The following is a 23,731-nucleotide window of genomic DNA, read 5'->3' on the forward strand; positions in this document are numbered from 1 at the left end:
CGCAGAGCAGCCGCCTCTGCACGGCGTTGCCGTACTTCCCGTCACGGCCCTCGCGGTGTTCCGTACCTCTTCGAGCAATCCCAGTCACACAAGGAGAGTCATCGAGCGATGGCCGGTCCAGCGTTCCGCGCCGCCGCCGTCCGAGTGCGCGTGCCCGCCACGAGCGCCAACCTCGGTCCCGGTTTCGACGCCCTCGGCCTGGCCCTGGGGCTCTACGACGACGTGGTGGTCCGGGTGGCCGACTCCGGCCTGCACATCGACATCGCCGGCGAGGGCGCCGAGACGCTGCCGCGCGACGAGGGTCATCTGCTCGTACGCTCCCTGCGCACCGCCTTCGACCTGCTGGGCGGTCAGCCGCGCGGCCTCGAGGTCGTGTGCGCCAACCGGATCCCGCACGGGCGGGGCCTGGGCTCCTCCTCGGCCGCCATCTGCGCCGGGATAGTCGCGGCCCGCGCGGTGACCATAGGCGGCGCCGAGAGGCTCGACGACGCGGCGCTGCTGGAGCTGGCCACCGAGATCGAGGGCCACCCCGACAATGTCGCCGCCTGTCTGCTCGGCGGCTTCACCCTGGCCTGGACGGACGCGGGGGCCGCCCGGGCGATCAGAATGGACCCTGCGGATTCCATCGTTCCGGTGGTCTTCGTGCCGGGCCGGCCGGTGCTCACGGAGACGGCCCGGGGGCTGCTGCCGCGCTCCGTTCCGCATGTGGACGCCGCGGCGAACGCGGGGCGCGCCGCGCTGCTGGTGGAGGCGCTGACCAGGCGCCCCGAGCTGCTGCTCGCGGCGACGGAGGACCGGCTGCACCAGGAGTACCGCGCGCCGGCGATGCCCGAGAGCGTGACCCTGGTGAACCGGCTGCGGGCGGACGGCGTCCCCGCGGTCATCTCGGGCGCGGGCCCCACGGTGCTCGCGCTGGTCGAAGACGGTGCGGCCGACAAGGTCGCACGGCTGGCGGGCGAGGGGTGGGCGGCCAATCGGCTGGCTCTCGACGCCGGGGGGGCGAGCGTCCTGCCGCTCACCTGACACCGCGGACGCCCGATGCGGCCCAGGCGGGCCTCGCGAGTCCCGAAAAACTCGATAGCCGGTCTTGGAGAGGGGGAATGTTTGTTGGATCCGGTAGTGTTAACCTCAAGTCTGCACTTGATGCCTCATGCTCGGAGTGATCGCCGGGCGGGGAGGCGCAGTGCTCAGTGTCCCCCTCCGGGACCACCTTTCTTCCGGGAGCCTCCCAAACTGCCTGAGCAGCCTGCCTGAGCAGTTCCGAGCACGCTCCGGAGCTCCGGAATGGCGTGGCGGATTCAGGCAAAGCCTCCGTCGCGTCGGAACCAATGAATTGATCTCTCCGCCACACCTGGCGGACCTCCGCCCCGGCCGGTCCGCACGAGAAGGACCACAGCCGGACAGCACAACCGGTCGCCGAGCCAGACAGGCCGACGCCCGCTCCAGGGAAGGACCCTTCGTGAGCGACACCACCGATCTGATGGGCGTGAACGCCTCCGGCACCTCCGACAGCGGTGTCGGCAATGCCGCGCCCGCCACGGACGCTTCCGCGCCTGCCACCGGTGCTGCCACTGGCGCTGCCCCGCGGCGACGCCGCTCGGGCACCGGCCTCGACGCCATGGTCCTGGCCGAGCTCCAGCAGCTCGCCTCGAGCCTCGGCATCAGGGGCACCGCGCGGATGCGCAAGAGCCAGCTGATCGAGGTCATCAAGGAGAAGCAGGCCTCCGGCTCCGGCGCCTCCGCCAAGTCCGCCGAGGCCGCCCCCGCCGCCGCTGAGGGGGTGACAAAGCCCAAGCGCCGTACGACGTCCAAGGCCCGTACGGGCGAGGACGCCGAGCCGGCCGCGGCCAAGGCCGCCACCAAGGCCGAGCCCGCCGCCAAGGACGAGCAGTCCGCGAAGGCGGAGAAGGCCACTGCTCAGCAGCAGATCGAGATTCCCGGCCAGCCGGGTGAGCCCGCCGCCGACGAGCAGCCGGCCGAGGGACGCCGCCGCCGGCGGGCCACCGCGCCCGTCACCGCCACGACCGACAGCGCTTCCACCGCCACCGCCGTCGAGACCAAGACGGAGGCCAAGGCCGAGGCCGCGGTCAAGACCGAGCCCGCCGCCAAGGCCGAAGCCGCCGTGGACACGGCCGAGGGCAAGGGCATCAAGGGCCAGGACCGGTCCGAGCGCGGCGAGCGCGCCCAGAAGAGCGACCGCCGGGAGCGCGGCGGCCAGCGCGAGCGTGACGGCCGCGATGGCCGTGACGGCCGTGATGGCCGTGACGGCCGTGACCGCCGCGGCGGCAAGGGCGAGGACAGCGCCGCGCAGGGCGGCGGCCGCCAGCAGCGCGACGGTCGTGGCCAGGGCCAGCAGCGCCCCGGCGCCGACGAGATGGACGACGACTTCGACGGCGGGCGGCGCGGGCGCCGCGGCCGTTACCGGGACCGCCGTGGCCGCCGTGGCCGCGACGACTTCGGCAACGAGCCGCAGGTGTCCGAGGACGACGTCCTGATCCCGGTCGCGGGCATCCTCGACATCCTCGACAACTACGCGTTCATCCGGACCTCCGGCTATCTGCCGGGCCCCAACGACGTGTACGTCTCGCTGGCTCAGGTCCGCAAGAACGGCCTGCGCAAGGGCGACCACGTCACCGGCGCGGTCCGTCAGCCGCGCGAGGGCGAGCGCCGCGAGAAGTTCAACGCCCTCGTCCGCCTCGACTCGGTCAACGGCATGGCGCCCGAAACCGGCCGCGGGCGGCCGGAGTTCGGCAAGCTGACCCCGCTGTACCCGCAGGACCGACTGCGTCTGGAGACCGAGGCCGGCGGGCTGACGACCCGCATCATCGATCTGGTCGCGCCGATCGGCAAGGGTCAGCGTGGTCTGATCGTGGCCCCGCCGAAGACCGGTAAGACCATGATCATGCAGGCGATCGCCAACGCGATCACCCGCAACAGCCCCGAGTGCCATCTGATGGTCGTCCTCGTCGACGAGCGGCCGGAAGAGGTCACCGACATGCAGCGGTCGGTCAAGGGCGAGGTCATCTCCTCGACCTTCGACCGCCCGGCCGAGGACCACACCACCGTCGCCGAGCTGGCCATCGAGCGGGCCAAGCGCCTGGTCGAGCTGGGGCATGACGTGGTCGTCCTGCTGGACTCCATCACCCGCCTGGGCCGTGCGTACAACCTCGCGGCCCCCGCCTCCGGCCGCATCCTGTCCGGTGGTGTCGACTCGACCGCGCTGTACCCGCCGAAGAAGTTCTTCGGCGCCGCGCGCAACATCGAGGACGGCGGCTCGCTGACCATCCTGGCCACCGCGCTGGTCGAGACCGGCTCGCGGATGGACGAGGTGATCTTCGAGGAGTTCAAGGGCACCGGCAACATGGAGCTCAGGCTCGACCGGAAGCTCGCCGACAAGCGCATCTTCCCGGCGGTCGACGTCGACGCGTCCAGCACCCGCAAGGAGGAGATCCTCCTCGCGCCCGAGGAGCTGAACATCGTCTGGAAGCTGCGCCGGGTGCTGCACGCGCTCGACTCGCAGCAGGCGATCGAGCTGCTCCTGGACAAGATGAAGCAGACGAAGTCGAACGCCGAGTTCCTGATGCAGATCGCCAAGACCACGCCCACCCCGGGCAACGGCGACTGACCAGCAGCGCTCAACGAATGACGAGGGCCTCTCCGCCACGGCGGAGAGGCCCTCGTCACGTTGCCCCCTTTTGTAGCGGCTTCGCCTCCGGGCGCTCGGGTCCCCTGTGGCTCAGTCTCTTGAGATCTGGGCCACATCCCTCCTCATCCCCGTCGACCTGCGCGATCTCCGTCGTACGCGACGAAGGCGCAGGTCAGCCGGGTGGCCCTGGAAGATCGGCCGGTCGGGGGGTCGATCGGCTCGCCGCCGGAACGGGAGAGGTCCGTATGCAACCCTGACCCTCGACCTGTCGTCTGTCAGGTCGAATCACGGCGAGACCAGGCCTGACCGTGGTGGGGGGTAACCGGACATCGAGGACTGAGGAGCGCATGGCTGACGACGGCAACAGCACACCGGAGTATTCGCGCCCGGGCCGGGGCGGGGGCAGCGGCCGCCGCCGCAAGGTGCCGGCGCCCCGCAGTACGGGCCGCAGGGTGCTGCGCGGCACGGTGTGGACGCTGGGGACCGTGCTGGTCCTCGGCGGCGCGGGGATCGGCTATCTCTACTACAAACTGGACGGCAACCTCACCGGGGTCAACATCAACGCCGCCCTCGGCTCCGACCGTCCCAAGAACATCGACAACGGCTCCATGGACATCCTGGTCCTCGGCTCCGACTCACGGGCCGGCAAGAACGGCCAGTACGGCAAGGACGAGGGCACCTCGCGCTCCGACACCGCGATGATCGTGCACGTCTACAAGGGCCGGCAGAAGGCCAGTGTCGTCAGCATCCCGCGCGACACCCTGGTCCGGCGCCCCGCCTGTGAGAAGGACGGCCAGACGGCCCCTGCCGAGCGCCTGGCGATGTTCAACTCCGCGTACGAGGTCGGCGGCCCGGCCTGCGCCGTCAAGACCGTCGAGTCGCTGACCGGCATCCGCATGGACCACTACCTCGAGGTCGACTTCTCCGGCTTCAAACACCTCATAGACCAGCTCGGCGGCGTGGACATCACCACCACCAAGCCGATCCACGACGCCAAGAGCCACCTCGACCTGGCGCCCGGCGCGCACAAGCTCAACGGGGAGCAGTCCCTGGGCCTGGTGCGCACCCGGCACGGCGTCGGCGACGGCAGCGACCTCGGCCGGATCAAGCTCCAGCAGGCGTTCGTCAAGGCGCTGCTGGACCAGATCAAGTCCGTGGACCTGTTCAGCAGCCCGAAGAAGCTCTACGGGCTCGCCGACACCTCCACCAAGGCGCTGACCACCGACTCCGAGCTGGCCTCGGTCAACAAGCTGTACGGCTTCTCCAAGAGCCTGAAGAACATCGGCTCGGGGGACATGCGGATGGTGACGCTGCCCGTGCGGTACGACCCGAACAACCCGAACCGCGTGGTGCCGATCGAATCCAAGGCCCGGCAGGTCTGGCGGGCGCTGCGCTGGGACAAGCCGATCCCCGCCTCCGCGACCAAGGGCTCGGCGGGCGAGGCGACCAGCGCCGGCAAGGTCGTCCAGAAGCCCTGAGTGCGGTTCTTCCGGCCCCGGCCCCCGGACTCCGGACCCCCGGCCCCGGGGGTCGGGGCGCCCGGGAATATCTGGGCCCCACCCCCGGTTTTGGGGGATGCGGCCAGTCCTGGCAGACTGGACCGTCGGCCCCGGTTCACGTCAGGCAACCAGCCTGTCGACCCGGAGCCCTCCCGAACCTAGGAGAATCCCTTGAAGCGCGACATTCACCCGGAGTACGTCGAGACGCAGGTCAGCTGCACCTGTGGCGCCTCGTTCACGACCCGTAGCACCGTGGCGGGCGGCACCATCCGTTCCGACATCTGCTCCGAGTGCCACCCCTTCTACACGGGCAAGCAGAAGATCCTCGACACCGGTGGCCGTGTGGCGCGGTTCGAGGCCCGCTTCGGCAAGAACGCCGGGTCCGCGAAGAAGTAGCGACCCGCACGGCGCCGGTCTTCGGCCGCCCCTTCCCTGGGGCGGCCGGACCGGCGTTTTGTCGTCACGGCTTGTCGTTGTCGCCGTTACGGTCCTTCACTCTCTGCACACAGCCCCCCACGCAGCCCATTCCACGCAACCAGGAGCCCTTGATGTTCGAGGCGGTCGAGGAACTGATCGGCGAACACGCCGACCTCGAGAAGCGGCTCGCCGACCCCGCGGTCCACGCCGACCAGCGCGAGGCGATGCGGCTGGGCAAGCGCTATGCCGAGCTGACCCCCATCGTCGGCACGTACCGCTCCTGGAAGCAGACCGGCGAGGACATCGAGACGGCGCGGGAGCTGGCCCACGACGACCCCGACTTCGCCGACGAGGTCAAGGAGCTGGAGGGCCGGCGCGAGGAGCTGACCGAGCGGCTGCGGCTGCTGCTGGTCCCGCGCGACCCCAGCGACGACAAGGACGTGATCCTCGAGGTCAAGGCCGGCGAGGGCGGCGAGGAGTCGGCGCTGTTCGCGGGCGACCTGCTGCGGATGTATCTGCGCTACGCCGAGCGCGTCGGCTGGAAGACCGAGATCCTCGACGCCAACGAGTCCGACCTCGGCGGCTACAAGGACGTCCAGGTCGCGGTGAAGGCCAAGGGCAACCCGGAGCCCGGCCAGGGCGTGTGGGCCCGGCTGAAGTACGAGGGCGGCGTGCACCGCGTGCAGCGGGTGCCGGCCACCGAGTCGCAGGGCCGTATCCACACCTCAGCCGCCGGAGTGCTGGTCACCCCGGAGGCCGAGGAGGTCGAGGTCGAGATCATCCAGAACGACCTGCGGATCGACGTCTACCGGTCCTCGGGCCCCGGCGGCCAGTCGGTCAACACCACCGACTCCGCGGTGCGCATCACCCACCTGCCCACCGGCATCGTGGTCTCCTGCCAGAACGAGAAGAGCCAGCTCCAGAACAAGGAGCAGGCGCTGCGGATCCTGCGCTCGCGGCTGCTGGCCGCGGCCCAGGAGGAGGCCGAGCGGGAGGCGTCGGACGCGCGGCGCAGCCAGGTCCGCACGGTGGACCGGTCCGAGCGCATCCGCACCTACAACTTTCCGGAAAACCGGATCTCGGACCACCGGGTCGGCTTCAAGGCGTACAACTTGGACCAGGTGCTCGACGGCGAACTCGATCCGGTCATCCAGGCGTGTGTCGACGCCGACGCCGCCGCCAAGCTCGCGGCCGCGCAGTAGGGCCACACCCTTAGCCTTAGCCTTTGTCCGGACCGGCTGGAGGAATTCAGTGAATGTGCTGCTCGCCGAGGTGGCGCAGGCCACTCAGCGGCTGGCCGACGCCGGCGTGCCGTCTCCGCGTTTCGACGCCGAGGAACTGGCCGCCTTTGTGCACGGCGTCAAGCGGGGTGAGCTGCACAGCGTCGCCGACGCCGACTTCGACGCCCGCTACTGGGAGGCCGTCGCCCGCCGCGAGGCCCGGGAACCCCTTCAGCACATCACCGGCCGCGCCTTCTTCCGCTATCTGGAGCTCCAGGTGGGCCCCGGCGTCTTCGTGCCCCGCCCCGAGACCGAGTCGGTCGTCGGCTGGGCCATAGACGCGGTACGCGCCATGGACGTCGTCGAGCCGCTGATCGTGGACCTGTGCACCGGTTCCGGCGCCATCGCCCTGGCGCTGGCCCAGGAGGTGCCGCGGTCGCGGGTGCACGCCGTGGAGCTGGACGAGTCCGCCCTGACGTGGGCCCGCAAGAACGTCGAGGGGTCCCGCGTCGTTCTCCACCACGGAGACGCGCTGAGGGCCCTGCCCGAGCTCGACGGACAGGTGGACCTGGTGATCAGCAACCCGCCGTACATCCCGCTGACCGAGTGGGAGTATGTCGCCCCCGAGGCCCGCGACCACGACCCCCAGGTGGCGCTGTTCTCCGGCGAGGACGGCCTCGATGTGATCCGCGGGCTGGAGCGCACCGCCCACCGGCTGCTGCGCCCCGGCGGGGTCGTGGTCATCGAGCACGCCGACACCCAGGGCGGCCAGGTGCCGTGGATCTTCACGGAGGAGCGTGGCTGGGCGGACGCCGCCGACCACCCCGACCTGAACAAGCGGCCCCGCTTCGCCACCGCGCGGAAGGCCATGCCGTGATCCGAGCGGACGGAAAGTAGCGATCCGGTGATGTTCCGCACTGCCGGATACCCAGCGAAGGAGAAATGATGGCACGGCGATACGACTGCGGCGACCCGACCGACCGCAAGACCGGCCTGCGTGAGGCCGCGTCCGCCGTCCGCCGCGGCGAGCTGGTCGTGCTGCCCACCGACACCGTGTACGGGATCGGTGCGGACGCCTTCAACGCCGAGGCCGTCGGCGATCTGCTGGAGGCCAAGGGCCGCGGCCGCAACATGCCCACGCCCGTCCTCGTCGGCTCCCCGAACACCCTGCACGGCCTGGTCACCGACCTGTCCGAGCAGGCGTGGGAGCTCGTGGACGCCTTCTGGCCGGGCGCGCTCACCCTGGTCGCCCGGCACCAGCCGTCGCTCACCTGGGACCTGGGGGAGACCCGCGGCACCGTCGCGGTCCGGATGCCGTTGCACCCGGTCGCGATCGAGCTGCTGAACGACTTCGGCCCGATGGCCGTCTCCAGCGCCAACCTCACGGGTCACCCCTCGCCCCAGGACTGCGACGCGGCCCAGGAGATGCTCGGCGACTCGGTCTCGGTCTACCTCGACGGCGGGCCCACCCCCGCCGCCGTCCCGTCCTCCATCGTCGATGTGACCGGCAAGGTACCGGTGCTGCTGCGCGCGGGCGCCCTCACCGCCGAGCAGCTCCGGGAGGTCGTACCCGACCTCGAGGTGGCCAATTGACAGCCCCTGAGGGGCGTGGCATAGCGGAACACCGTCACCACAGCGCCGACCACACCTTCCGCATCCTCCACGTCAGCACCGGCAACGTCTGCCGCTCGCCGATCACCGAGCGGCTGACCCGGCATGCCCTCGCGGACCGCCTGGGCAGCGAGCGCACCAGCGGGCTGATCGTGGAGAGCGCCGGGACCTGGGGCCACGAGGGCGCGCCCATGGAGGCGCACGCCGCCACCGTCCTGACCGACTTCGGCGCCGACCCGGGCGGTTTCCTCGGCCGCGAGCTGCTCGACGAGCACGTCATCCGCGCCGACCTCGTCCTCACCGCGACCCGTGACCACCGCGCCCAGGTCATCTCCATGGGGCACTCGGCGGGGCTGCGCACCTTCACGCTCAAGGAGTTCACCCGGCTGGTGCGGGCCATAGACCCCGCGACGCTGCCCGATCCGGAGGAGGCGGGCGGTGTGGTGGACCGCGCCCGCGCCCTGGTCCAGGCGGCCGCCGCGCTGCGCGGCTGGCTGCTGGCGCCGACCGAGGAGGCGGACGAGGTGCACGACCCGTACGGGGCGCCGATCACCTTCTTCCGCAGCATCGGCGAAGAGATCCACGAGGCCCTGGACCCGGTGGTGACGGCCCTGACGGGGGTGCCCGCTCCCGCGTAGCCCCAGGCCGGGCCCGGGCCTACATTGGGAGGACGCACCCCTGCGCACCACTGCTCCCACGTGCGCCTGTTCTACCCGAGGCGGTGAGCCGATGGCCGCTACCCCCGCGCCGCCCCGCGGCACCCCGGCCGGGCCGCCCGGCAGCGATGCCGGGGCGGTCCGTATGACCGGTGCCCCATGGCAGCCCGACTTCGACGCGCTGCGCCGGCAGGACCCCGATATCGCCGGGGTGGTCCTGGGCGAGCTGGACCGCGTCAGCTCCGGACTCCAGCTGATCGCGGCGGAGAACTTCACCTCCCGGGCCGTGCTGGCCGCCCTGGCCTCGCCGCTGGCCAACAAGTACGCCGAGGGCTACCCGGGCGCCCGCTTCCACGGCGGGTGCGAGCTGGTCGACGTCGCCGAGCGGATCGCCATGGACCGGGCGCGGGCCCTGTTCGGCGCGGAGCACGCCAATGTGCAGCCCCACTCGGGCTCCTCGGCGGTGCTCGCCGCGTACGCCGCGCTGCTGCGGCCCGGCGACACGGTGATGGCCATGGCGCTGGCGCACGGCGGACATCTCACCCATGGCTCCCCGGCCAACTTCTCCGGCCGCTGGTTCGACTTCATCGGCTACGGCGTGGACCCGCACACCGGCCTCATCGACTACGACCAACTGCGCGACCTGGCGCGGGCCCACCGCCCCAAGGCGATCGTCTGCGGCTCGATCACCTACCCCCGCCATCTGGACTACGCCGCCTTCCGGGAGATCGCCGACGAGATCGGCGCCTACCTCATCGCGGACGCCGCCCACCCCATCGGCCTGGTGGCCGGGAAGGTGGCGCCCAACCCGGTGCCGTACGCCGACGTGGTGTGCGCCACCACGCACAAGGTGCTGCGCGGGCCCCGTGGCGGGATGGTGCTGTGCGGCGCGGACCTCGCCGAGCGGATCGACCGCGCGGTCTTCCCCTTCACGCAGGGCGGCGCCCAGATGAACAGCGTCGCCGCCAAGGCCGTGGCGTTCGGCGAGGCCGCGCAGCCCGCGTTCACCTCGTACGCGCACCGGGTCGTCGGCAACGCCCACGCACTCGCCGACGCCCTGATGGCGGAGGGGCTCCCGGTGACCACCGGCGGCACCGACACCCATCTGATCACCTTCGACCCCGCCCCGCTGGACCTGGACGGCCCCGCCGCCCGGGGCCGTTGCGCCGCGGCGGGCCTCGTGCTGGACAGCTGCGCCCTGGCGTCCGCGACCGAGCCGGGCGGCTGCGTCAAGGGCGTCCGGCTGGGCACCGCTGCGGTGACCACGCAGGGAATGGGGCCGGACGAGATGGCGCTCATCGCCACCTTGCTGATGGCGGCGCTGCGGGGCGAGGGGGCGGTGCGGCGCGAGGTGGCCGAGCTGGCCGGGAGGTTTCCGCCGTATCCGGAGCTGCGCGTATAGATCGCGTGGAGAGGCGGGCCGGTTCGGGTTGCTAGCGTTGCCCGATCTCAGGTGCCTGGTGGGTCGGTCCGGTCGGGAGGCGGGGGAAACCGATGAACGTGGTCGAGGAACTCCCCGACGACTGCACAACGCTGGACCTCACCGATCCCAGAACGTTCCAGCGCTATGACCGGAACGAGATGTGGCGGCGGCTCCGGGCGGAGCGGCCGGTGTTCTGGCATCCGCCGGGGAGCGGTCGGCCGGGATTCTGGGTGCTGACCCGGCACGCGGACATCATGGAGGTCTACCGGGACAACCGGAGATTCACCTCGGAGCGCGGAAATGTGCTGACGACGCTGCTGGCGGGCGGGGATTCGGCGGCCGGGAAGATGCTCGCGGTCACGGACGGCGCACGGCACAAGCGCTTGCGCAACGTCATGCTGAGGGTCTTTTCGCCGCGTTTTCTCGAATCCGTCGAGCAGCGTGTCCGCGAGATGGCGCGGCGGCTGCTCGGGGGCGCTGTCGAGCAGGGAGGATGCGACTTCGCCAGGGATGTGGCGGAGAAGATCCCCATGGGGACGATCTGCTATCTGCTGGGTATTCCGGAGAGCGACCAGGATCTTCTTCTGAAGCTGACGAAATCCGCGCTGAGTTCGGATCACGAGAACGCCTCGGAGTCCTCCGCCGTATGGGCCAGGAACGAGATTCTGCTCTATTTCCTGGATCTGCTCGACGGGGTTCGGAAGAACCCTCGCGAGGGCATCATCAGCGGCCTTGCGAACGGGCGGGAAGACGAGGGGAAGCTCTCCGACGAAGAGATCGTCTTCAACTGTTACAGCCTCATCATCGGCGGCGACGAAACCAGCCGGATGAGCATGATCGGAGCGATTCCGGCGCTGGCGGAGCACCCGGCCCAATGGGCGCTGCTGAGGAGCGGGGAGGTGGGTGTGGACACCGCCGCGGAGGAGGTCCTGCGCTGGACCACTCCGGCCATGCACTTCGGCCGCACCGCTGTGGAGGAGGTCACCATCGGGTCCCACACCGTCCGCCCGGGCGAGATCGTGACCCTGTGGAACTCCTCGGCGAACCGGGATGAGCGGGTGTTCGCGGACCCCGATCGTTTCCTGCTGGCCCGCACGCCCAACCGGCACCTCACCTTCGGCTACGGGCCGCACTTCTGTATCGGGGCCTATCTGGGCCGTGCGGAGGTGGCCGCCGTGCTCGACGCGTTGCGGTCCCGGGTCGTGGACCTGGCCGTCACCTCGGAACCGCGGCGGGTCCACTCGAACTTTCTGGACGGGATCAGCAGTCTCCCGGTCTCCTTCACCGCCGGATGAGCGGGGCTCATCCGGCGGCTCATCCGGCGGTGAAGGGGCCGTCCTAGGCCCGCGTCCGGGCGTGCAGGCGGGTCAGCACGGGCAGCTCATAGCGTCCCGTGGCATCGGGGCCGGTCAGCAGCTGGTGATCGACAAGGGAGTCGATCAGGTCTTCGGCGGCCGCGGGCGAACATCCGAGCGTGTCCGCGGCGGTGTCGACGGTGAAGGGACCGGCGCAGTCGGTGAGCAGCATGAGGGTCTGTCGGAGTGGCTCCTCCAGCGAGGCGACATGGGTGTCGAGGCGGGACCGCACATCGAGGTCGCCGTGGGCGAGCTCGGACAGCCGTCCTTCCTCGTTCCGGAGCCGCTGCGCCATGCGCGCGAGCGACCAGTGGGGGCGTGCGGCCAGCCGCCGGCCGACGATTCTGATGGCGAGCGGCAGATGGCCGCACAGCTCGGCGATCTCGGCGACCCGGTCGGGTTCGGCGTGGGCCCGGTCCTCTCCCACGATCCTGGCCAGCAGCCTGAAGGCCTGCTCGGTGGTGAACAGCGACAGCGGAAAATGGCGGGCTCCGGGAATGCCGACGAGCGGCGTCCGGCTGCTGAACAGCAGTGCGCTGCTGAATCCACCGGGCAGCAGGGGTGCTATCTGCTCCTCCCGGGCGACGTTGTCGACGACCACCAGGACGCGGCGCTCCGCCAGCAGACTGCGGTAGCAGGAGATGCGCTCCGTCAGCCCCTTGGGAATGCCGCGCTCCGGTGTGCCCAGGACGCGGAGGAACCGTTCCAGGATCGCGCTCGTCTGGGTGGCCCCGGATGTTTCGTTCCGGATATCCGCGTAGAGGATGCCGTCGACGTAGTGGAGCCGGCTGGAGTTGGCCACCCGGACCGCCAGGACGGACTTGCCCGCGCCGGGCGGTCCGTACATGGCGGCTACCGGCGAGGGCCCGAACAGACCGGTGTGCGAGCCGCCCTGGGTGAGATGGAGCAGCACCGGGTGGTGTTCGGCGCGCCCGACGAGATCGTGGGTGTCCGGGGGAAGCTCATAGGGCCGTTCCACCTTCCGCCCGGCCGTGTGGTCCGCCGCGGGCGCGCTGTTCTCCACCGGTGCGACGCCGCGGAGCACCGCCATCTGCGCGGCGCGGAGTTCCGCCCCCGGTTCGATGCCGAAGTCATTGCGAAGGGCCCGGTCGAGCCTGCTGAACAGGGCCAGGGCCTCCACCTGCTGTCCTGCACCGGCCAGCGCGATCATCAGCCGGGCGTGGAGCCCCTCGTGCAGGGGGTGGTGGCGCACGATCGGCCGCAGCTGGTCGATCGCCTGTTCGTAGTGGCCCGAGGTGACGGCGAGGTAGCTGAATCTCAGCGCCGAGGAAATCTGCTGCTGGCCGCATTCCATGGCGAGCGGATGTTCCCGCAGGCGCGGTGAGAATCCTTCGAGCACCAGGCCCGACCACATTTGCAAGGAGTCCCGCAGCAGCTGTACTTCGAGCGTGAGGTCGCCGCTGAGGCGCGCGTATTCGGCCCGCCGGGTCAGTTCCCTGAACTGGAGGAGGTCAAGGCATTCGGCCTCGATACGCAGCTCGTAACCCGCGTTTCGGCGCACGATCGACGGCGTCCCGGTCTCCGGGTCCTGGTGTGCTGTCAGCAGGGCGCGCAACCGCGAAACATAGGTGTGGATGAGCTGGTGAAAAGAGTTGGGTGGCTCCTCTCCCCACAGGACGTGTGCCATTTCCTCCTGCGATACGCTGCGGTTCGCGTGAAGGGCCAGCAAACCCAGGAGGCTCTGCTGCATCGGGGTTCCGGCATTGAGTACGGAGTGACCGCGAGTGGCGCTGAGCGGTCCCAGTACCCGCAATATCAGATGGTCGTCGTGTCCGTACGCGATATCGTCCCCGGACGCGCCGGTCGCCCCGTGCTCGAGCAGCCGGGAATCCTGTAACGTTTCCGCCAGACGCTCTATGGAGCGAAGCCGGGGCATACGGACCCGGCCGCTTTCGATCTCACGAAGAGTACGCAGGCTGACGCCGGATCTCTCGGCCACGGCGCGTTGGCTCAGCCGAGCCCGGTCTCTGGCGTCCCTGACCACCTCGCCCAGGTGGACGGGGTGGCCGGGAATGGCTCTGGGTACGTTTGCCACTGACTGCCCCCGTTTTCGCAATTGCCTTTCCGGTACGCCGTAACGCAAGGCGAGCGGCCCGCCCGGATGCGTTGCGGAACTTGCTGCGGCCGCCTGGTTCCGCACCGTGGTCGAGGTCCGGCAGGCGACGCTTGTTCGCTCTGTATTCCACATGCCGGAGTGGTGGTGGGAAAGAGGCAGATCGCGCGTATAGGGCATGTCAAGTGTGCCGTTGGAAAGTGTCTGTAGCATCCCGTTACGCGCGTGAAGCAACTCCGTGACAATACCTGCCGCAGATGGGTTCCGCATATATGAATGTCGACCCCGGATCCATCGCCGCATTGTTTGTGCCTGGCGCGATCGCCGAGAATTTACTGGCGCGGGGGTGATTGGGGCGTGTTGAGTCATGCGGGCGCGTCGGGGTTAACGCTGATTGAGTTGGGCGATATGGGGCGCGATGTGCCGCCCGCCCCGGTTTCGGTCGCTTATGAGAAGCCGATTCGCGAGGTCATAGATTGGGCGTCCACGTATCTTTCCCGGCCGCACCCGGATATAGGTAGACGAGGGCACGTCTGTCCCTTTGTAAAGACCTCGATGCACAAGGGCCTGTTCTATCTGGCGGTGCAGCCCGGCGTGCCGGGCGATGTGACGGAGGTCGCCGAGTCGCTGCGCGAGTACCGCGACTGGTTCATCGAGCTCGCCGCCGAGAGTGGGGCCGCGGCACACTACACGACGATCCTGGTGCTGTTCCCGGAACTGCCCCCGGACAAGGTGTCCGGCATCATCGACGGGGCTCAGGACCTGCTGAAGGCCGACTATGTCTCACACGGCCTGATGATCGGTGAGTTCCATGACGGGCCGCCCGCCAAGCCCGGGCTGTGGAACCCCGGCTTCCGTCCGTTGCGCAGCCCGGTCCCGCTGCTGGCGATGCGCCACATGGTCCCGACCGACTTTCCCTTCCTCAAGGACGATCCGGAGTATCTGGCCCAGTACCTGGACCGCTACGGCCGGGACCTTCCGCCTCAGGTGGCACAGGACGCGATGGCGGCCGCGCGCGAGTTCGGACTCGAGGCGCTCCTGGCCACCCCCGGGGAGGCCGGCGGCGTCTGATCGTGGTGCGCCGGGGCGGGCCGCGGCGGCGCGCCCGGGTCGGCCGCGCGGCCCCGCTCAGGCGCCGAGCCCGGTCGTCAGGCGCACAGCTCGGCCAGGCGCGCCACCTGCGCGGCCGGCGTCCTGCCCTCCCCGGGCACCGGCTGGACCTGGAGATGCGTCACCCCGGCCGCCCGGTAGGCGTCGATCCGGTCCTTGATGTAGCTCTCCGGGCCGCAGAGAGTGGTGGCCTCCAGCAGCTCGGCGGGGACGGCCGCCGCCGCTCCCACGCGGTCGCCCGCGCGGTAGAGCCGCGCGACGGCCGCGGCCTCGGCGGCGTAGCCGTACCGGCAGACCAGGTCGTAGTAGTAGTTGTGCCCCGGCGCGCCCATGCCGCCGATGAACAGCGCGAGCTGCCCGCGGGCGCGGTCGCGCTCGCGGGCCGCGTGGGGGCCGATGGCCAGCAGACCACCGGCGGAGACGCGCAGCGGCCCCAGCCGGGGGTCCCGGGCGGCCGCTCCCGCCCGCAGCTCGGCCCCCCAGATCTCCTCGCACCGCTCGGGGACGAAGAACATCGGCAGCCAGCCGTCGGCGACCTCGGCGGTCAGCCGGACGTTCCTCGGGCCCAGCGCCGCCACCCAGACCGGCACGGCGGGCCGGACGGGCGGCGTCAGCAGCCTCATCGGGACCCCGAGGCCCGTGCCGCCGCCCTCGCCCCCGCCGTCGGGCGGCGGCAGCGGGAGCCGCAGCACCCGCCCGTCGTACGTCACCGGCCTGTCCCGTTTCCAGAAGGCGCGCAGCACCTCGACGGTCTCCCGGGTGCGGGCCAGCGGCTCGGCGTACGGGACGCCGTGCAGCCCTTCGACGACGCCCGGTCCCGAGGTGCCGAGGCCCAGGTGGCAGCGGCCCCCCGACAGGGCGTCCACCCCGGCGGCGGTCATCGCCAGCAGTGCGGGGGTGCGGGTGAAGACGGAGAGGATGCCGGCCCCGATCTCCACCCGACTGGTGCGGGCGGCGAGGTATCCCATGAAGCTGGGCGCGTCGAAGGCGTACGCCTCGGGCACCCAGATGAGGTCGAGACCCGCCCGCTCCAGCCCGGCGACCTGGTCGGCGGCGGCCACGACATCGGCGGCGCCCCCTTCGTACCGCAGCTGCATGGAGATCTTCACAGAGCCTCCCCCTCGGCGCCGCCGAGCCGGCGGAAGGCGCCCTCGACGGCGAGTTCCAGTACCCGGAACCGCTGGATCTTCCCGGAGGCGGTCAGCGGGAGGTCCCTGGCCGTGAACCAGTGGACGGGGATCTTGTACGGGGAGAGCCGCTCCGCGCACAGGGCCACCACGTCCTCCAGGTCGACGGCCGCGCCCGGCTCGGTCTGGAGGACCGCCGCCACCACCTGTCCCCAGACCTCGTCGGGGAGGCCCACCACGACGGCCTCCTTCACCCCGGGCAGGGCGGTGAGGACGTCCTCGATGGAGACGGGGGAGATGTTCTCGCCGCCCCGGATGATGAGATCGCTGCGCCGGCCCTCGAGCCGCAGCGTTCCGGTGGCGTCCATCGAGCCGAGATCGCCGGTGTGCAGCCAGCCGTCCGCGTCCACCTTGCGGGCACTCGCCCCGGGGTCCCCGTAGTAGGCGACCATCTGCTGGTAGCCGCGGGCGCAGATCTCGCCCGTGACGCCGAGCGGCTGCACCCGGCCCGAGCCGGGGTGGACGATCTTGCATTCGACGTGCGGAAGCGGCCGGCCGACGGTGGTGGTCTTCAGCTCCAGGGGGTCGTCGGGCCGGGTGAGGGTGAGCACGGAGGCGAGTTCGGTCTGCCCGTACAGGTTGAACACGGTGGTCGAGAACAACTCCTCGGTCTCCGCGATGAGCTGGGCGCGCACCGGGGCCGCGCCGGTGAGGACGGCGGACAGCGGGGGAAGGTCGGGGGCCCCGCGGGCGGCCTCGTTGAGGGCGGCGAGCACGGTCGGGACGCTGGTCAGCACGGCGCCCGGGGTCCGCCGCAGCACCTCGAGGAGCACCTTGGGGTCGAAGCGCTCCATGAGCGTGAACGTGCCGCCGCTCCACAGCGGCCCCAGACAGGAGATGACACAGCCGGCCGTGTGGAACATGGGCAGCGGCGAGACGACCTCGGCCGTGTCGCGGACCCGGAGCGCCTCGAAGGTCAACCGGGAGACGTTGAGCACCGACCGGTGGGACAGCAGTACGGCCTTGGGGGCGCCGGTGGTGCCCGAGGTGAACTGGAGCTGGGCGGGGACGCGGGCCGCGGCGATGTCGTCCTCGGCGGGGAGGGCGGCGCCGCCCCGCAGCTCCTCCCAGTCGGACAGGGAGACGATGTGCCGCAGCCGGGGCAGGGAGGCCGCGGCGCCGGACACCACGGCGGCCATGTCGTAGGCGCGGCTGCGGTCCGCGTGGATCAGCATCTCGGTCTCGCTGACGCCCAGCGCGTGCGTCAGCTCCCCGGCGCGCAGCGTGGGGTTCAGCGTCACCAGGGTGACTCCGGCGAGCGCCGCGGCGTACTCGACGAGGGGCCACTCGGGGACGCTCGGCGCCCAGACGGCGACCCGGCCGCCCAGCGGGACCCGCTCGCGGATGCCGGCCGCAATGCTCTCCGCCTCCGCGAGCAGTTCGGCGTACGTCCAGCGGCGCGGCCCGCTCCCGTCGTCCGGGATGCCGGTCAGGGCGATCGCCTCCGGGCGCCGGGCGGCGGTGGTGCGCAGCAGCTGTCCGACCGTGTGCCGGTAGAGCGGGGCCGCGGTGTCCGCGGGGCGGTACGAGGCCGTGAGCAGGGGGGCGTGGCCGCGCTCGGTGGCAGTGGGGTCATGGGGCACTGGGGCTCCTCGGGGGGACGGTGTCGGCGAGGACTTCGGCGGTGTGCTCACCGTGTGCGGGGGCCGCGCCGCGCAGGGATTCGAGCCCCGCCCCGAAGAGCACGGGGAACCGGACCTGCTTGCGGGGGCCGTCGGTAGCCGAGGCCGGCACGGTCCCCACCAGGCCGCGGGCCGCGACATGCGGGTCGGCCAGGAACTCGGCCGCCGACTCGTAGACCGGGGCCCAGGGGACGTCCAGCTCGGCCAGGGCCGCCGACCACCAGGCGAGGTCGCGCTGGGCGAAGACCTCCGCCAGCAGGGCACGCACCTCGCCCTTGGCGCGGGTGCGGTCGGCCCGGCGGTCGTACGAGTCGTCGGCGAGCGCCGGGAACTCCCCGGCGAAGCGCAGCCGGAAGGCGCGCCAGAACTTGTCCTCGAAGGTGGCGAAGGCGAGCCGACGCCCGTCGGCCAGGACGAACACATCGTTGTCCCCGGTGACGAGCGGGCTCTCGGCGGCGGCGTCACGGCCCGACAGCGGCAGGGCCAGCGGAGCCGCCCAGCCGGCGGCCGCCTCGTGCAGGGAGACGTCCAGGTGCTGGCCCGCACCGGTGGCCCGGGCCCCGAAGACCGCCACGACCGTGGAGAGCGCCGCGTACATGGCGCCCGACATGTCCGCGACGCGCACCCCCACCCGGTCGACCGGCCCCTCCGGGCGGTGCGGCACCGCGAAGAAGCCGGACAGCGCGAGGAAGTTGACGTCGTGTCCGGGCCGCGAGGCGTACGGGCCGGTCTGGCCGAAACCGGTGATCGAGCAGAGCACCACGCGCGGGTTGGCGGCGCGCAGCCGCTCGTAGCCGAGCCCCAGGCTCTCCATGACCCCGGGGCGGTGGCTCTCCACCACCGCGTCGCTGCTCTCCACCAGGCGCAGCAGCGCCTCGCGGCCGGCGTCCTCGCGCGGATCGAGGATCACCGAGCGCTTGTTGCGGTTGAGGGCGGCGAAGGTGTCCGGGTCCACCAGCCGTCCGTAGTCGCCCCGGTCGGGGCTCTCGACCTTGATGACGTCGGCGCCGAGGTCGGCCAGCAGCGACGTGGCGAAGCCCCCGGGCAGCAGCCGTGACAGGTCGAGCACCCGGACCCCGGCCAGGCCGGGCCACCCCGTTGTCGGTTCCATCAGTCTCCTAGTCGGCCGGTGGGACATCGTGGGCCTCGTCCGGGCAGACGCCCTCCAGCAGCGCCAGCGCCGCCGAGATCTCCGCGGGAGCCCCCGGCGGTTCGCCTGGGACACCGTCGCCGCCGTCACCGCCGTCGGTGAGTTCGGCGTACTTCTCGCCGCTGTCGGGGCAGACGCAGGCCAGCTCGCGCAGGGCCGGGTCGCGGGCGGCGTGGACGGTCGCGGCCAGCACCGCGGCGCCCGCGCTGCCGCCGAGCGAGATCCCGGTGCGCCGCCGGATCCGGGCGCAGGCCGCGGCCGCGTCCTCGTCCCTGAGGAGGGCGCGGTGGTCGAAGTGGCAGGGCCGTACGAACCCGGAGACCCGCCCGGAGCCGAACCCGGCCAGCTTGAACGGGCGGTCGGCCGGGGCGCCGCCCAGGGCGGCCGAGCCCACCGCGTCCACGGCGATGATCCGGGCGTCCGGCAGCCGGTCCCGGAAGTACTCGGCGACACCGGCGAGCGTGCCTCCGGTGGAGACCGCGACGGCGACCGCGTCGAAGCGCCCCCGCGGCGCGTCCCGTACCAGCTCGGCCGCGGTCCGGGTGGTGTGCACGCGGGGGTTGGCCGGGCTCTCGTACTGATTGGTCCACACCGCGTCGCCGTCGCGGCGCAGGATCTGGCGCACCGCGTCCAGCCGGGCGTCGACCGTCCTGCCGCCGGGCACCTCGGCGACGGTCACCACCTCAGCCCCGTAGGCCGTCATCCGGTCGATGCTGCTGCCCGGCGTGGTCGGCTCCACGATCAGCGTGCACCGGTAGCCGCGGGCCGCGCAGAGCCCGGCGAGCGCGATGCCCAGGTTGCCGGAGGTGGACTCGACGACCCGCCGGCCGGGCCGCAGCGCCCCGGCCGCCTCCAGGTGGTCGAGCAGCGCCTCGGCGGTACGGGCCTTGATGGAGCCGAACGGCTGCTGCGCCTCCAGCTTCAGCCAGATACGGGCCGTCCGCCCGCCGCCGAGGGGGACCCGGACCGGCCGCAGCGGGGTGCCCCGGAGGCCAGCCGTACGGCCGGTGGCCTCCGGTGCGGGCGCGACATCGGTCATCGGTGATCAGCCCCCGTGCTCTCGGCGCCCGACGCGGCGAGGACCGCGTGGCCGGGGCCGATGTCACCGATGCGGTAGCCCTTGGGATAGCCGGGGTACGTCCTGGCCGTGGGCCGGGTCATCAGCCGGGCCATCAGGGCCGGGGCGAGCCGCTCGGCCCGCGCGTGGGCGCGCAGGGCCGTCCCGTGGACGGCCGTCGCCCACAGCGGCGGGACGGCCATGCCCAGTGCCCAGCGGGCGTGGGCGTCCAGGCGGCACGGCAGGGTGGCGGCCACCAGGCGGGCCACCGGCCCCGGATACCAGGAGGAGTAGAGCCTCATCACCGAGGCGCCGACCCGGTGGTTGGACGCGGCCGGGCGGAACCGCTCGCGCTCGTAACGCCGGTTGAACCGCTCGAACTCGGCGTAGTCGGTCGGCAGCGACTGGATGTTCATCCGCCGCCCGACCTCGACGTAGAAGTAGAACGCGGCCAGCCGCTCGGTCTCGCTGACCGGGCGCCAGGCCCAGCGGTCGATCCAGCGGACCGGCTCGAAGACGAACGTCGACAGCACATAGAGCATGTCGTCGTTGGCGATGTCGTAGTGGCGGTGCGCCCGGTTGATCTGGCGCAGCGCCTCGCGGCCGCGGTCGGAGTCGTAGCCGCCGCGGACCATCTCGCCCAGCAGGATGCGGGTGTCGTCGTAGCGCTTCTGCGCCCGCAGCGCGAACTCGCCGCTGCCGTCGAGGGTCTCGGAGATGCCGGGCACGCAGCAGGTGCGCCAGATGGCCACTTCCAGGCCCCGGCCGTAGTCCCAGGGGAATTCGGTGTCGGAGGATATCCGGTGGATTCTCTGGTGGTCCGACTTGGGATCAAGGGCCTGTAGCCGTCTCAGCGTGGCGTACCGGGCTCGCATTCCGTACCTCGATCACAGGAGAGGGCACAGGGGGAGGGCACAGGGGAAGGGCACGGGGGAAGGGCACGGGGGGAGGGCGGTCGAGGAATCGGGTTACAGCGGCGTGGAACCGGTGGCGCTGACCACCTCGGGCCGGCCGGGGTCGAAGCGCAGGGTTTCGTAGCGCCACTGGAGCTGGCCGCTCAGCCAGCTGCGCAGTCCGGCGACATGGCGGCGCAGCATCCGTGTCAGGTCCGGGTCGAGCCCGTCTCCCAGCGGGACGGCGGGGAAGGCGCGGCTGAGCTCGGTGAAGCGGTCGAAGCGGCCCTGGATCATCTCCCCGACCGCGTCGGCGGAGGTCTGGAGATCGGTGCCGTGGGCGTGCCGGTGGACCAGGACCAGATTGTGCGGGTCGCCCAGCAGGTCCTCCTTCTCGCAGGAGAACAGGTCGTTGGTCCACAGGTCGGCGTCGGACAGCGACTGGTTCAGCTCGGTGAACTCCGGGAGCCGGTAGATCTCCGGGGGGACCTCGGCGTGCGTGGTCACCTCGATGAGGTCCAGATACGGCATCAGGGCCCGGCCGCGCATCCGGATGTACTCCTCCAGGCCCGGGACGCGCCCCGCGCGGCGGTTCTCCGCCTCCCACACGCACACCTCGAAGAAGGCGGCGATGTGCCCGGCCATCCGGATCCGCCAGGTGTCCGAGGTGTACGGGCGGGTGCGGCGCCACAGGTCGGCGAAGGCGGGCCGGAAGACGGTGAGGAGGGAGTGCTCGGAGGCGGTGGCGGCGGACGGGGCCTTCGCCACGCTGCCGTCGGGGGTCAGCCAGCCGAGCACCGCGTCGCACACCAGGCGCAGCCGCTCGGGCGCGAGCCCCAGGTCGGTCTCGTCGAACTGGTCGTCGAGGACCAGCATGCAGCTGATCCAGTCCGTCACCAGGGCCAGCTCGGTCGGCTCCGCGTGCGGGTAGGCACGGGACATCAGGGTGCCGAGCAGCGACCGCTCGTGGTGGAGCCGGGCCGCCTCGTCGGGGACCAGACCGAACCGGCGCACGAAGGCGCGGGTGCTGTCCTCCACCTGGTCCACGAAGGGGCTGATCTCGGCGGGGAAGTCCGCGCGGATCGGCGGATATTGGAGAGTCACGATGCCACCCGTGGTTGAGGGGCCGATGGGGCCGGGAGGTCCGGCGCATGCCGGTCGCGGGGTCAGGCGGGGAACTGGAGGGACTTGACCTCCTGGAACTCCTGGATGCCGTGGCGCCCGAGCTCGCGCCCCACGCCGGAGAGCCCATAGCCGCCGAACGGCGCCGCGGGGTTGAACTTCGCGGCGTTCAGATCGACCTGACCGGCCCGAAGCCGGCGGCCCACCGCGGCGGCGTGCTCGGTGTCGCCCGCCCAGACCGTCGCCGCCAGGCCGTAAGGCGTGCCGTTGGCGAGGGACACCGCCTCGTCCTCGTCCTCGAAGGGCAGCACCACCAGCACCGGGCCGAAGATCTCCTCGCGGGCCAGCGGAGCGCTGGGCGCGAGGTCCGTCCAGACGCTCGGCGCCACGTAGTGGCCCACCGTCGGCACCTGGCCGGGGTCGGGCCCGGCCACCCGCCGCGCCCCGCGGTCCGCCGCGCGGTACAGCCTCTCCCGTACGTTGTCGGCCTGGGCGGCGGAGATCAGCGGGCCCAGCGCACAGTCCGGGTCCGTCGGGTCGCCCGGTACGTACTGGGCGACCACGGAACGCGCCACGTCCACGGCGTCCTCGAGCCGGGACCGGGGAACCAGCAGCCGGGTGCGCGCCGAGCAGGTCTGGCCCGCGTTGAGCAGGGCGCCGCGGACCCCGTCCCGTACGGCGGCGGCCAGGTCGGCGCCGTCCAGCACCAGCGTGGCGGACTTGCCCCCCAGTTCCAGGCAGGCCCGCTTGACCGCCTGGCCCGCCGCGGCCCCGACCTCCCGGCCCACCCGGACCGAGCCGGTGAAGGAGATCACATCGGCGCCCTCGTCCGTGACCAGGGCCTGGCCCGCGGCCCGGCCCTCGCCCTGGACCAGGTTGAACGTCCCGGCCGGCAGCCCGAGCCCGTCGATGAGCGTGGCCAGGAAGCAGGCGGACAGGGGGGCGAGTTCGCTCGGCTTCAGCACCATCGTGCATCCGGCGGCGAGCGCGGCGCCGATCTTGGCGACCGCCTGGTGCAGCGGGTAGTTCCACGGGGTGACGGCGGCCACCACCCCGGCCGCCTCCCTGACCACCAGCGAATGGCCGATGCGCTCCTCGGCCGTGGCAGCGGCCAGTGCCTCGGCGTAGCCCTCCAGGGCCTTGACCGGAAGGCCCACCTGCACCCGCCGGGAGAAGGCGATCGGCGAGCCCATTTCCCGGGTGATCAGCTCGGACAATTCCTCTTGGTTCTTCACCAGCGCGTCGCGCAGCGAGGTGAGCGTCTCGGCGCGGGTCGCCGCGTCGGTGGCCGACCATTCCGGAAAGGCGGCCCGGGCCGATTCCACCGCACGCCGGACATCATCCCGGCCGCAGGCGGGTACCTTGGCCACGACCTCTTCCGTGGCGGGGTTCTCAACGGCGATGGTCTTCCGGGTATCCGGTTGAATCCATTGACCGCCGACGTATATCGACTCAAACGGAAGGGATTCCATGGCTGGGCAGCGGCTCCTTTACCGGTCGCCGATGTGTGTACCGGTTCGCGTGCTGGAAGTCGAGCAAAGCCACCTTACGGACGCGGACATCGGCAGCCTGGAAGCAAGCTGTATGGAGAACTGCCCCCCGGCGTTCGGGCGGTGACTGAACGCCGAGGACCGGCTAGGGTACGGAGCCGGAAAAGACTGGCCCTTGTCTGCCCGCCTCAGGGTGCCG

At 71.6% G+C, this 23,731-nt stretch carries 19 protein-coding genes; 11 read left to right on the forward strand and 8 right to left on the reverse strand.

Going from position 1 to position 23,731, the window contains the following annotated elements; all coding sequences use genetic code 11:
- Nucleotides 1-108 precede the first annotated feature (108 nt).
- The 10 genes from thrB (at nucleotide 109) to ACH4S9_RS12290 (ending at nucleotide 11,767) form a co-directional block, all read left to right on the forward strand.
- A complete protein-coding gene (gene thrB / locus ACH4S9_RS12245) occupies nucleotides 109-1,023 on the forward strand; it encodes a homoserine kinase (protein ID WP_311727857.1) in 915 nt (304 codons plus the stop codon).
- 436 nt (nucleotides 1,024-1,459) lie between these two features.
- Nucleotides 1,460-3,625 carry a transcription termination factor Rho gene (gene rho / locus ACH4S9_RS12250; protein ID WP_385339143.1) on the forward strand — a complete coding sequence of 722 codons (2,166 nt, stop codon included), beginning with the start codon at nucleotides 1,460-1,462 and terminating at the stop codon, nucleotides 3,623-3,625.
- Between the two features lie 368 nt (nucleotides 3,626-3,993).
- The gene (locus ACH4S9_RS12255; protein WP_385339140.1) at nucleotides 3,994-5,124 is read left to right on the forward strand and encodes an LCP family protein; all 1,131 of its coding nucleotides are present in this window, start codon (nucleotides 3,994-3,996) and stop codon (nucleotides 5,122-5,124) included.
- A 192-nt stretch (nucleotides 5,125-5,316) separates the two neighbouring features.
- Nucleotides 5,317-5,541 (forward strand): 50S ribosomal protein L31, encoded by a 225-nt coding sequence (gene rpmE, locus ACH4S9_RS12260; RefSeq protein ID WP_311727860.1) that lies wholly within the window; start codon nucleotides 5,317-5,319, stop codon nucleotides 5,539-5,541.
- Nucleotides 5,542-5,693: 152 nt separating this feature from the next.
- Entirely contained in the window at nucleotides 5,694-6,764 is a 1,071-nt protein-coding gene (prfA, locus tag ACH4S9_RS12265; RefSeq protein WP_311727861.1) for a peptide chain release factor 1, read from the forward strand.
- A gap of 49 nt (nucleotides 6,765-6,813) precedes the next feature.
- Entirely contained in the window at nucleotides 6,814-7,659 is an 846-nt protein-coding gene (gene prmC, locus ACH4S9_RS12270; RefSeq protein WP_311727862.1) for a peptide chain release factor N(5)-glutamine methyltransferase, read from the forward strand.
- A 68-nt stretch (nucleotides 7,660-7,727) separates the two neighbouring features.
- Nucleotides 7,728-8,375, forward strand: coding sequence for an L-threonylcarbamoyladenylate synthase (locus ACH4S9_RS12275; protein WP_311727989.1), 648 nt, complete (start codon nucleotides 7,728-7,730; stop codon nucleotides 8,373-8,375).
- Complete coding sequence (locus ACH4S9_RS12280; RefSeq protein WP_385339133.1) at nucleotides 8,372-9,031, forward strand: protein-tyrosine-phosphatase; 660 nt, start codon at nucleotides 8,372-8,374, stop codon at nucleotides 9,029-9,031. Before ACH4S9_RS12275 ends, ACH4S9_RS12280 begins: the two co-directional genes overlap by 4 nt.
- Before the next feature lie 91 nt (nucleotides 9,032-9,122).
- The gene (glyA, locus tag ACH4S9_RS12285) at nucleotides 9,123-10,451 is read left to right on the forward strand and encodes a serine hydroxymethyltransferase (protein ID WP_385339130.1); all 1,329 of its coding nucleotides are present in this window, start codon (nucleotides 9,123-9,125) and stop codon (nucleotides 10,449-10,451) included.
- A 92-nt stretch (nucleotides 10,452-10,543) separates the two neighbouring features.
- Entirely contained in the window at nucleotides 10,544-11,767 is a 1,224-nt protein-coding gene (locus tag ACH4S9_RS12290) for a cytochrome P450 (RefSeq protein WP_311727864.1), read from the forward strand.
- Between the two features lie 43 nt (nucleotides 11,768-11,810).
- Here ACH4S9_RS12290 and ACH4S9_RS12295 read toward each other — a convergent pair whose 3' ends face one another.
- Nucleotides 11,811-14,270, reverse strand: a complete 2,460-nt coding sequence (locus ACH4S9_RS12295) for a BTAD domain-containing putative transcriptional regulator (protein ID WP_398371485.1) — start codon at nucleotides 14,268-14,270, stop codon at nucleotides 11,811-11,813.
- A 39-nt stretch (nucleotides 14,271-14,309) separates the two neighbouring features.
- Here ACH4S9_RS12295 and ACH4S9_RS12300 point away from each other — a divergent pair, with 39 nt between their 5' ends.
- Nucleotides 14,310-14,972 carry a DUF6875 domain-containing protein gene (locus ACH4S9_RS12300; protein WP_394816831.1) on the forward strand — a complete coding sequence of 221 codons (663 nt, stop codon included), beginning with the start codon at nucleotides 14,310-14,312 and terminating at the stop codon, nucleotides 14,970-14,972.
- A gap of 77 nt (nucleotides 14,973-15,049) precedes the next feature.
- On the opposite strand, the gene ACH4S9_RS12305 is transcribed toward ACH4S9_RS12300, so the two are convergent.
- From ACH4S9_RS12305 to ACH4S9_RS12335, 7 genes are all read right to left on the reverse strand, one after another.
- A complete protein-coding gene (locus ACH4S9_RS12305; protein ID WP_311727868.1) occupies nucleotides 15,050-16,120 on the reverse strand; it encodes an LLM class F420-dependent oxidoreductase in 1,071 nt (356 codons plus the stop codon).
- Nucleotides 16,117-17,781 (reverse strand): class I adenylate-forming enzyme family protein, encoded by a 1,665-nt coding sequence (locus tag ACH4S9_RS12310; RefSeq protein ID WP_398371487.1) that lies wholly within the window; start codon nucleotides 17,779-17,781, stop codon nucleotides 16,117-16,119. Before ACH4S9_RS12310 ends, ACH4S9_RS12305 begins: the two co-directional genes overlap by 4 nt.
- The gene (locus ACH4S9_RS12315; protein WP_398371489.1) at nucleotides 17,771-18,931 is read right to left on the reverse strand and encodes a CaiB/BaiF CoA transferase family protein; all 1,161 of its coding nucleotides are present in this window, start codon (nucleotides 18,929-18,931) and stop codon (nucleotides 17,771-17,773) included. The genes ACH4S9_RS12310 and ACH4S9_RS12315 overlap by 11 nt, the downstream gene beginning before the upstream one ends.
- 7 nt (nucleotides 18,932-18,938) lie before the next feature.
- Nucleotides 18,939-20,009, reverse strand: a complete 1,071-nt coding sequence (locus ACH4S9_RS12320) for a cysteine synthase family protein (protein ID WP_311727871.1) — start codon at nucleotides 20,007-20,009, stop codon at nucleotides 18,939-18,941.
- Nucleotides 20,006-20,902: an oxygenase MpaB family protein gene (locus ACH4S9_RS12325; protein ID WP_311727872.1), complete on the reverse strand. Its 897-nt coding sequence runs from the start codon at nucleotides 20,900-20,902 to the stop codon at nucleotides 20,006-20,008. Before ACH4S9_RS12325 ends, ACH4S9_RS12320 begins: the two co-directional genes overlap by 4 nt.
- A 93-nt stretch (nucleotides 20,903-20,995) precedes the next feature.
- Nucleotides 20,996-22,024 (reverse strand): hypothetical protein, encoded by a 1,029-nt coding sequence (locus ACH4S9_RS12330; RefSeq protein ID WP_358843148.1) that lies wholly within the window; start codon nucleotides 22,022-22,024, stop codon nucleotides 20,996-20,998.
- A 62-nt stretch (nucleotides 22,025-22,086) separates the two neighbouring features.
- On the reverse strand, nucleotides 22,087-23,514 hold the full coding sequence (locus tag ACH4S9_RS12335; RefSeq protein ID WP_398371492.1) for an aldehyde dehydrogenase family protein: 1,428 nt from the start codon (nucleotides 23,512-23,514) through the stop codon (nucleotides 22,087-22,089).
- Between the last annotated feature and the right edge of the window lie 217 nt (nucleotides 23,515-23,731).

The sequence above is a fragment of the Streptomyces sp. NPDC021225 genome, from assembly GCF_044332865.1.
GTDB lineage: Bacteria > Actinomycetota > Actinomycetes > Streptomycetales > Streptomycetaceae > Streptomyces.

Coding starts and splice junctions, on each gene's coding strand:
- thrB (WP_311727857.1), top strand. CDS start 109: ATGGCCGGTCCAGCGTTCCGCGCCGCCGCCGTCCGAGTGCGCGTGCCC.
- ACH4S9_RS12255 (WP_385339140.1), top strand. CDS start 3,994: ATGGCTGACGACGGCAACAGCACACCGGAGTATTCGCGCCCGGGCCGG.
- prfA (WP_311727861.1), top strand. CDS start 5,694: ATGTTCGAGGCGGTCGAGGAACTGATCGGCGAACACGCCGACCTCGAG.
- ACH4S9_RS12275 (WP_311727989.1), top strand. CDS start 7,728: ATGGCACGGCGATACGACTGCGGCGACCCGACCGACCGCAAGACCGGC.
- glyA (WP_385339130.1), top strand. CDS start 9,123: ATGGCCGCTACCCCCGCGCCGCCCCGCGGCACCCCGGCCGGGCCGCCC.
- ACH4S9_RS12290 (WP_311727864.1), top strand. CDS start 10,544: ATGAACGTGGTCGAGGAACTCCCCGACGACTGCACAACGCTGGACCTC.
- ACH4S9_RS12295 (WP_398371485.1), bottom strand. CDS start 14,270: ATGACTCAACACGCCCCAATCACCCCCGCGCCAGTAAATTCTCGGCGA.
- ACH4S9_RS12300 (WP_394816831.1), top strand. CDS start 14,310: ATGGGGCGCGATGTGCCGCCCGCCCCGGTTTCGGTCGCTTATGAGAAG.
- ACH4S9_RS12315 (WP_398371489.1), bottom strand. CDS start 18,931: ATGGAACCGACAACGGGGTGGCCCGGCCTGGCCGGGGTCCGGGTGCTC.
- ACH4S9_RS12320 (WP_311727871.1), bottom strand. CDS start 20,009: ATGACCGATGTCGCGCCCGCACCGGAGGCCACCGGCCGTACGGCTGGC.
- ACH4S9_RS12325 (WP_311727872.1), bottom strand. CDS start 20,902: ATGCGAGCCCGGTACGCCACGCTGAGACGGCTACAGGCCCTTGATCCC.
- ACH4S9_RS12335 (WP_398371492.1), bottom strand. CDS start 23,514: ATGGAATCCCTTCCGTTTGAGTCGATATACGTCGGCGGTCAATGGATT.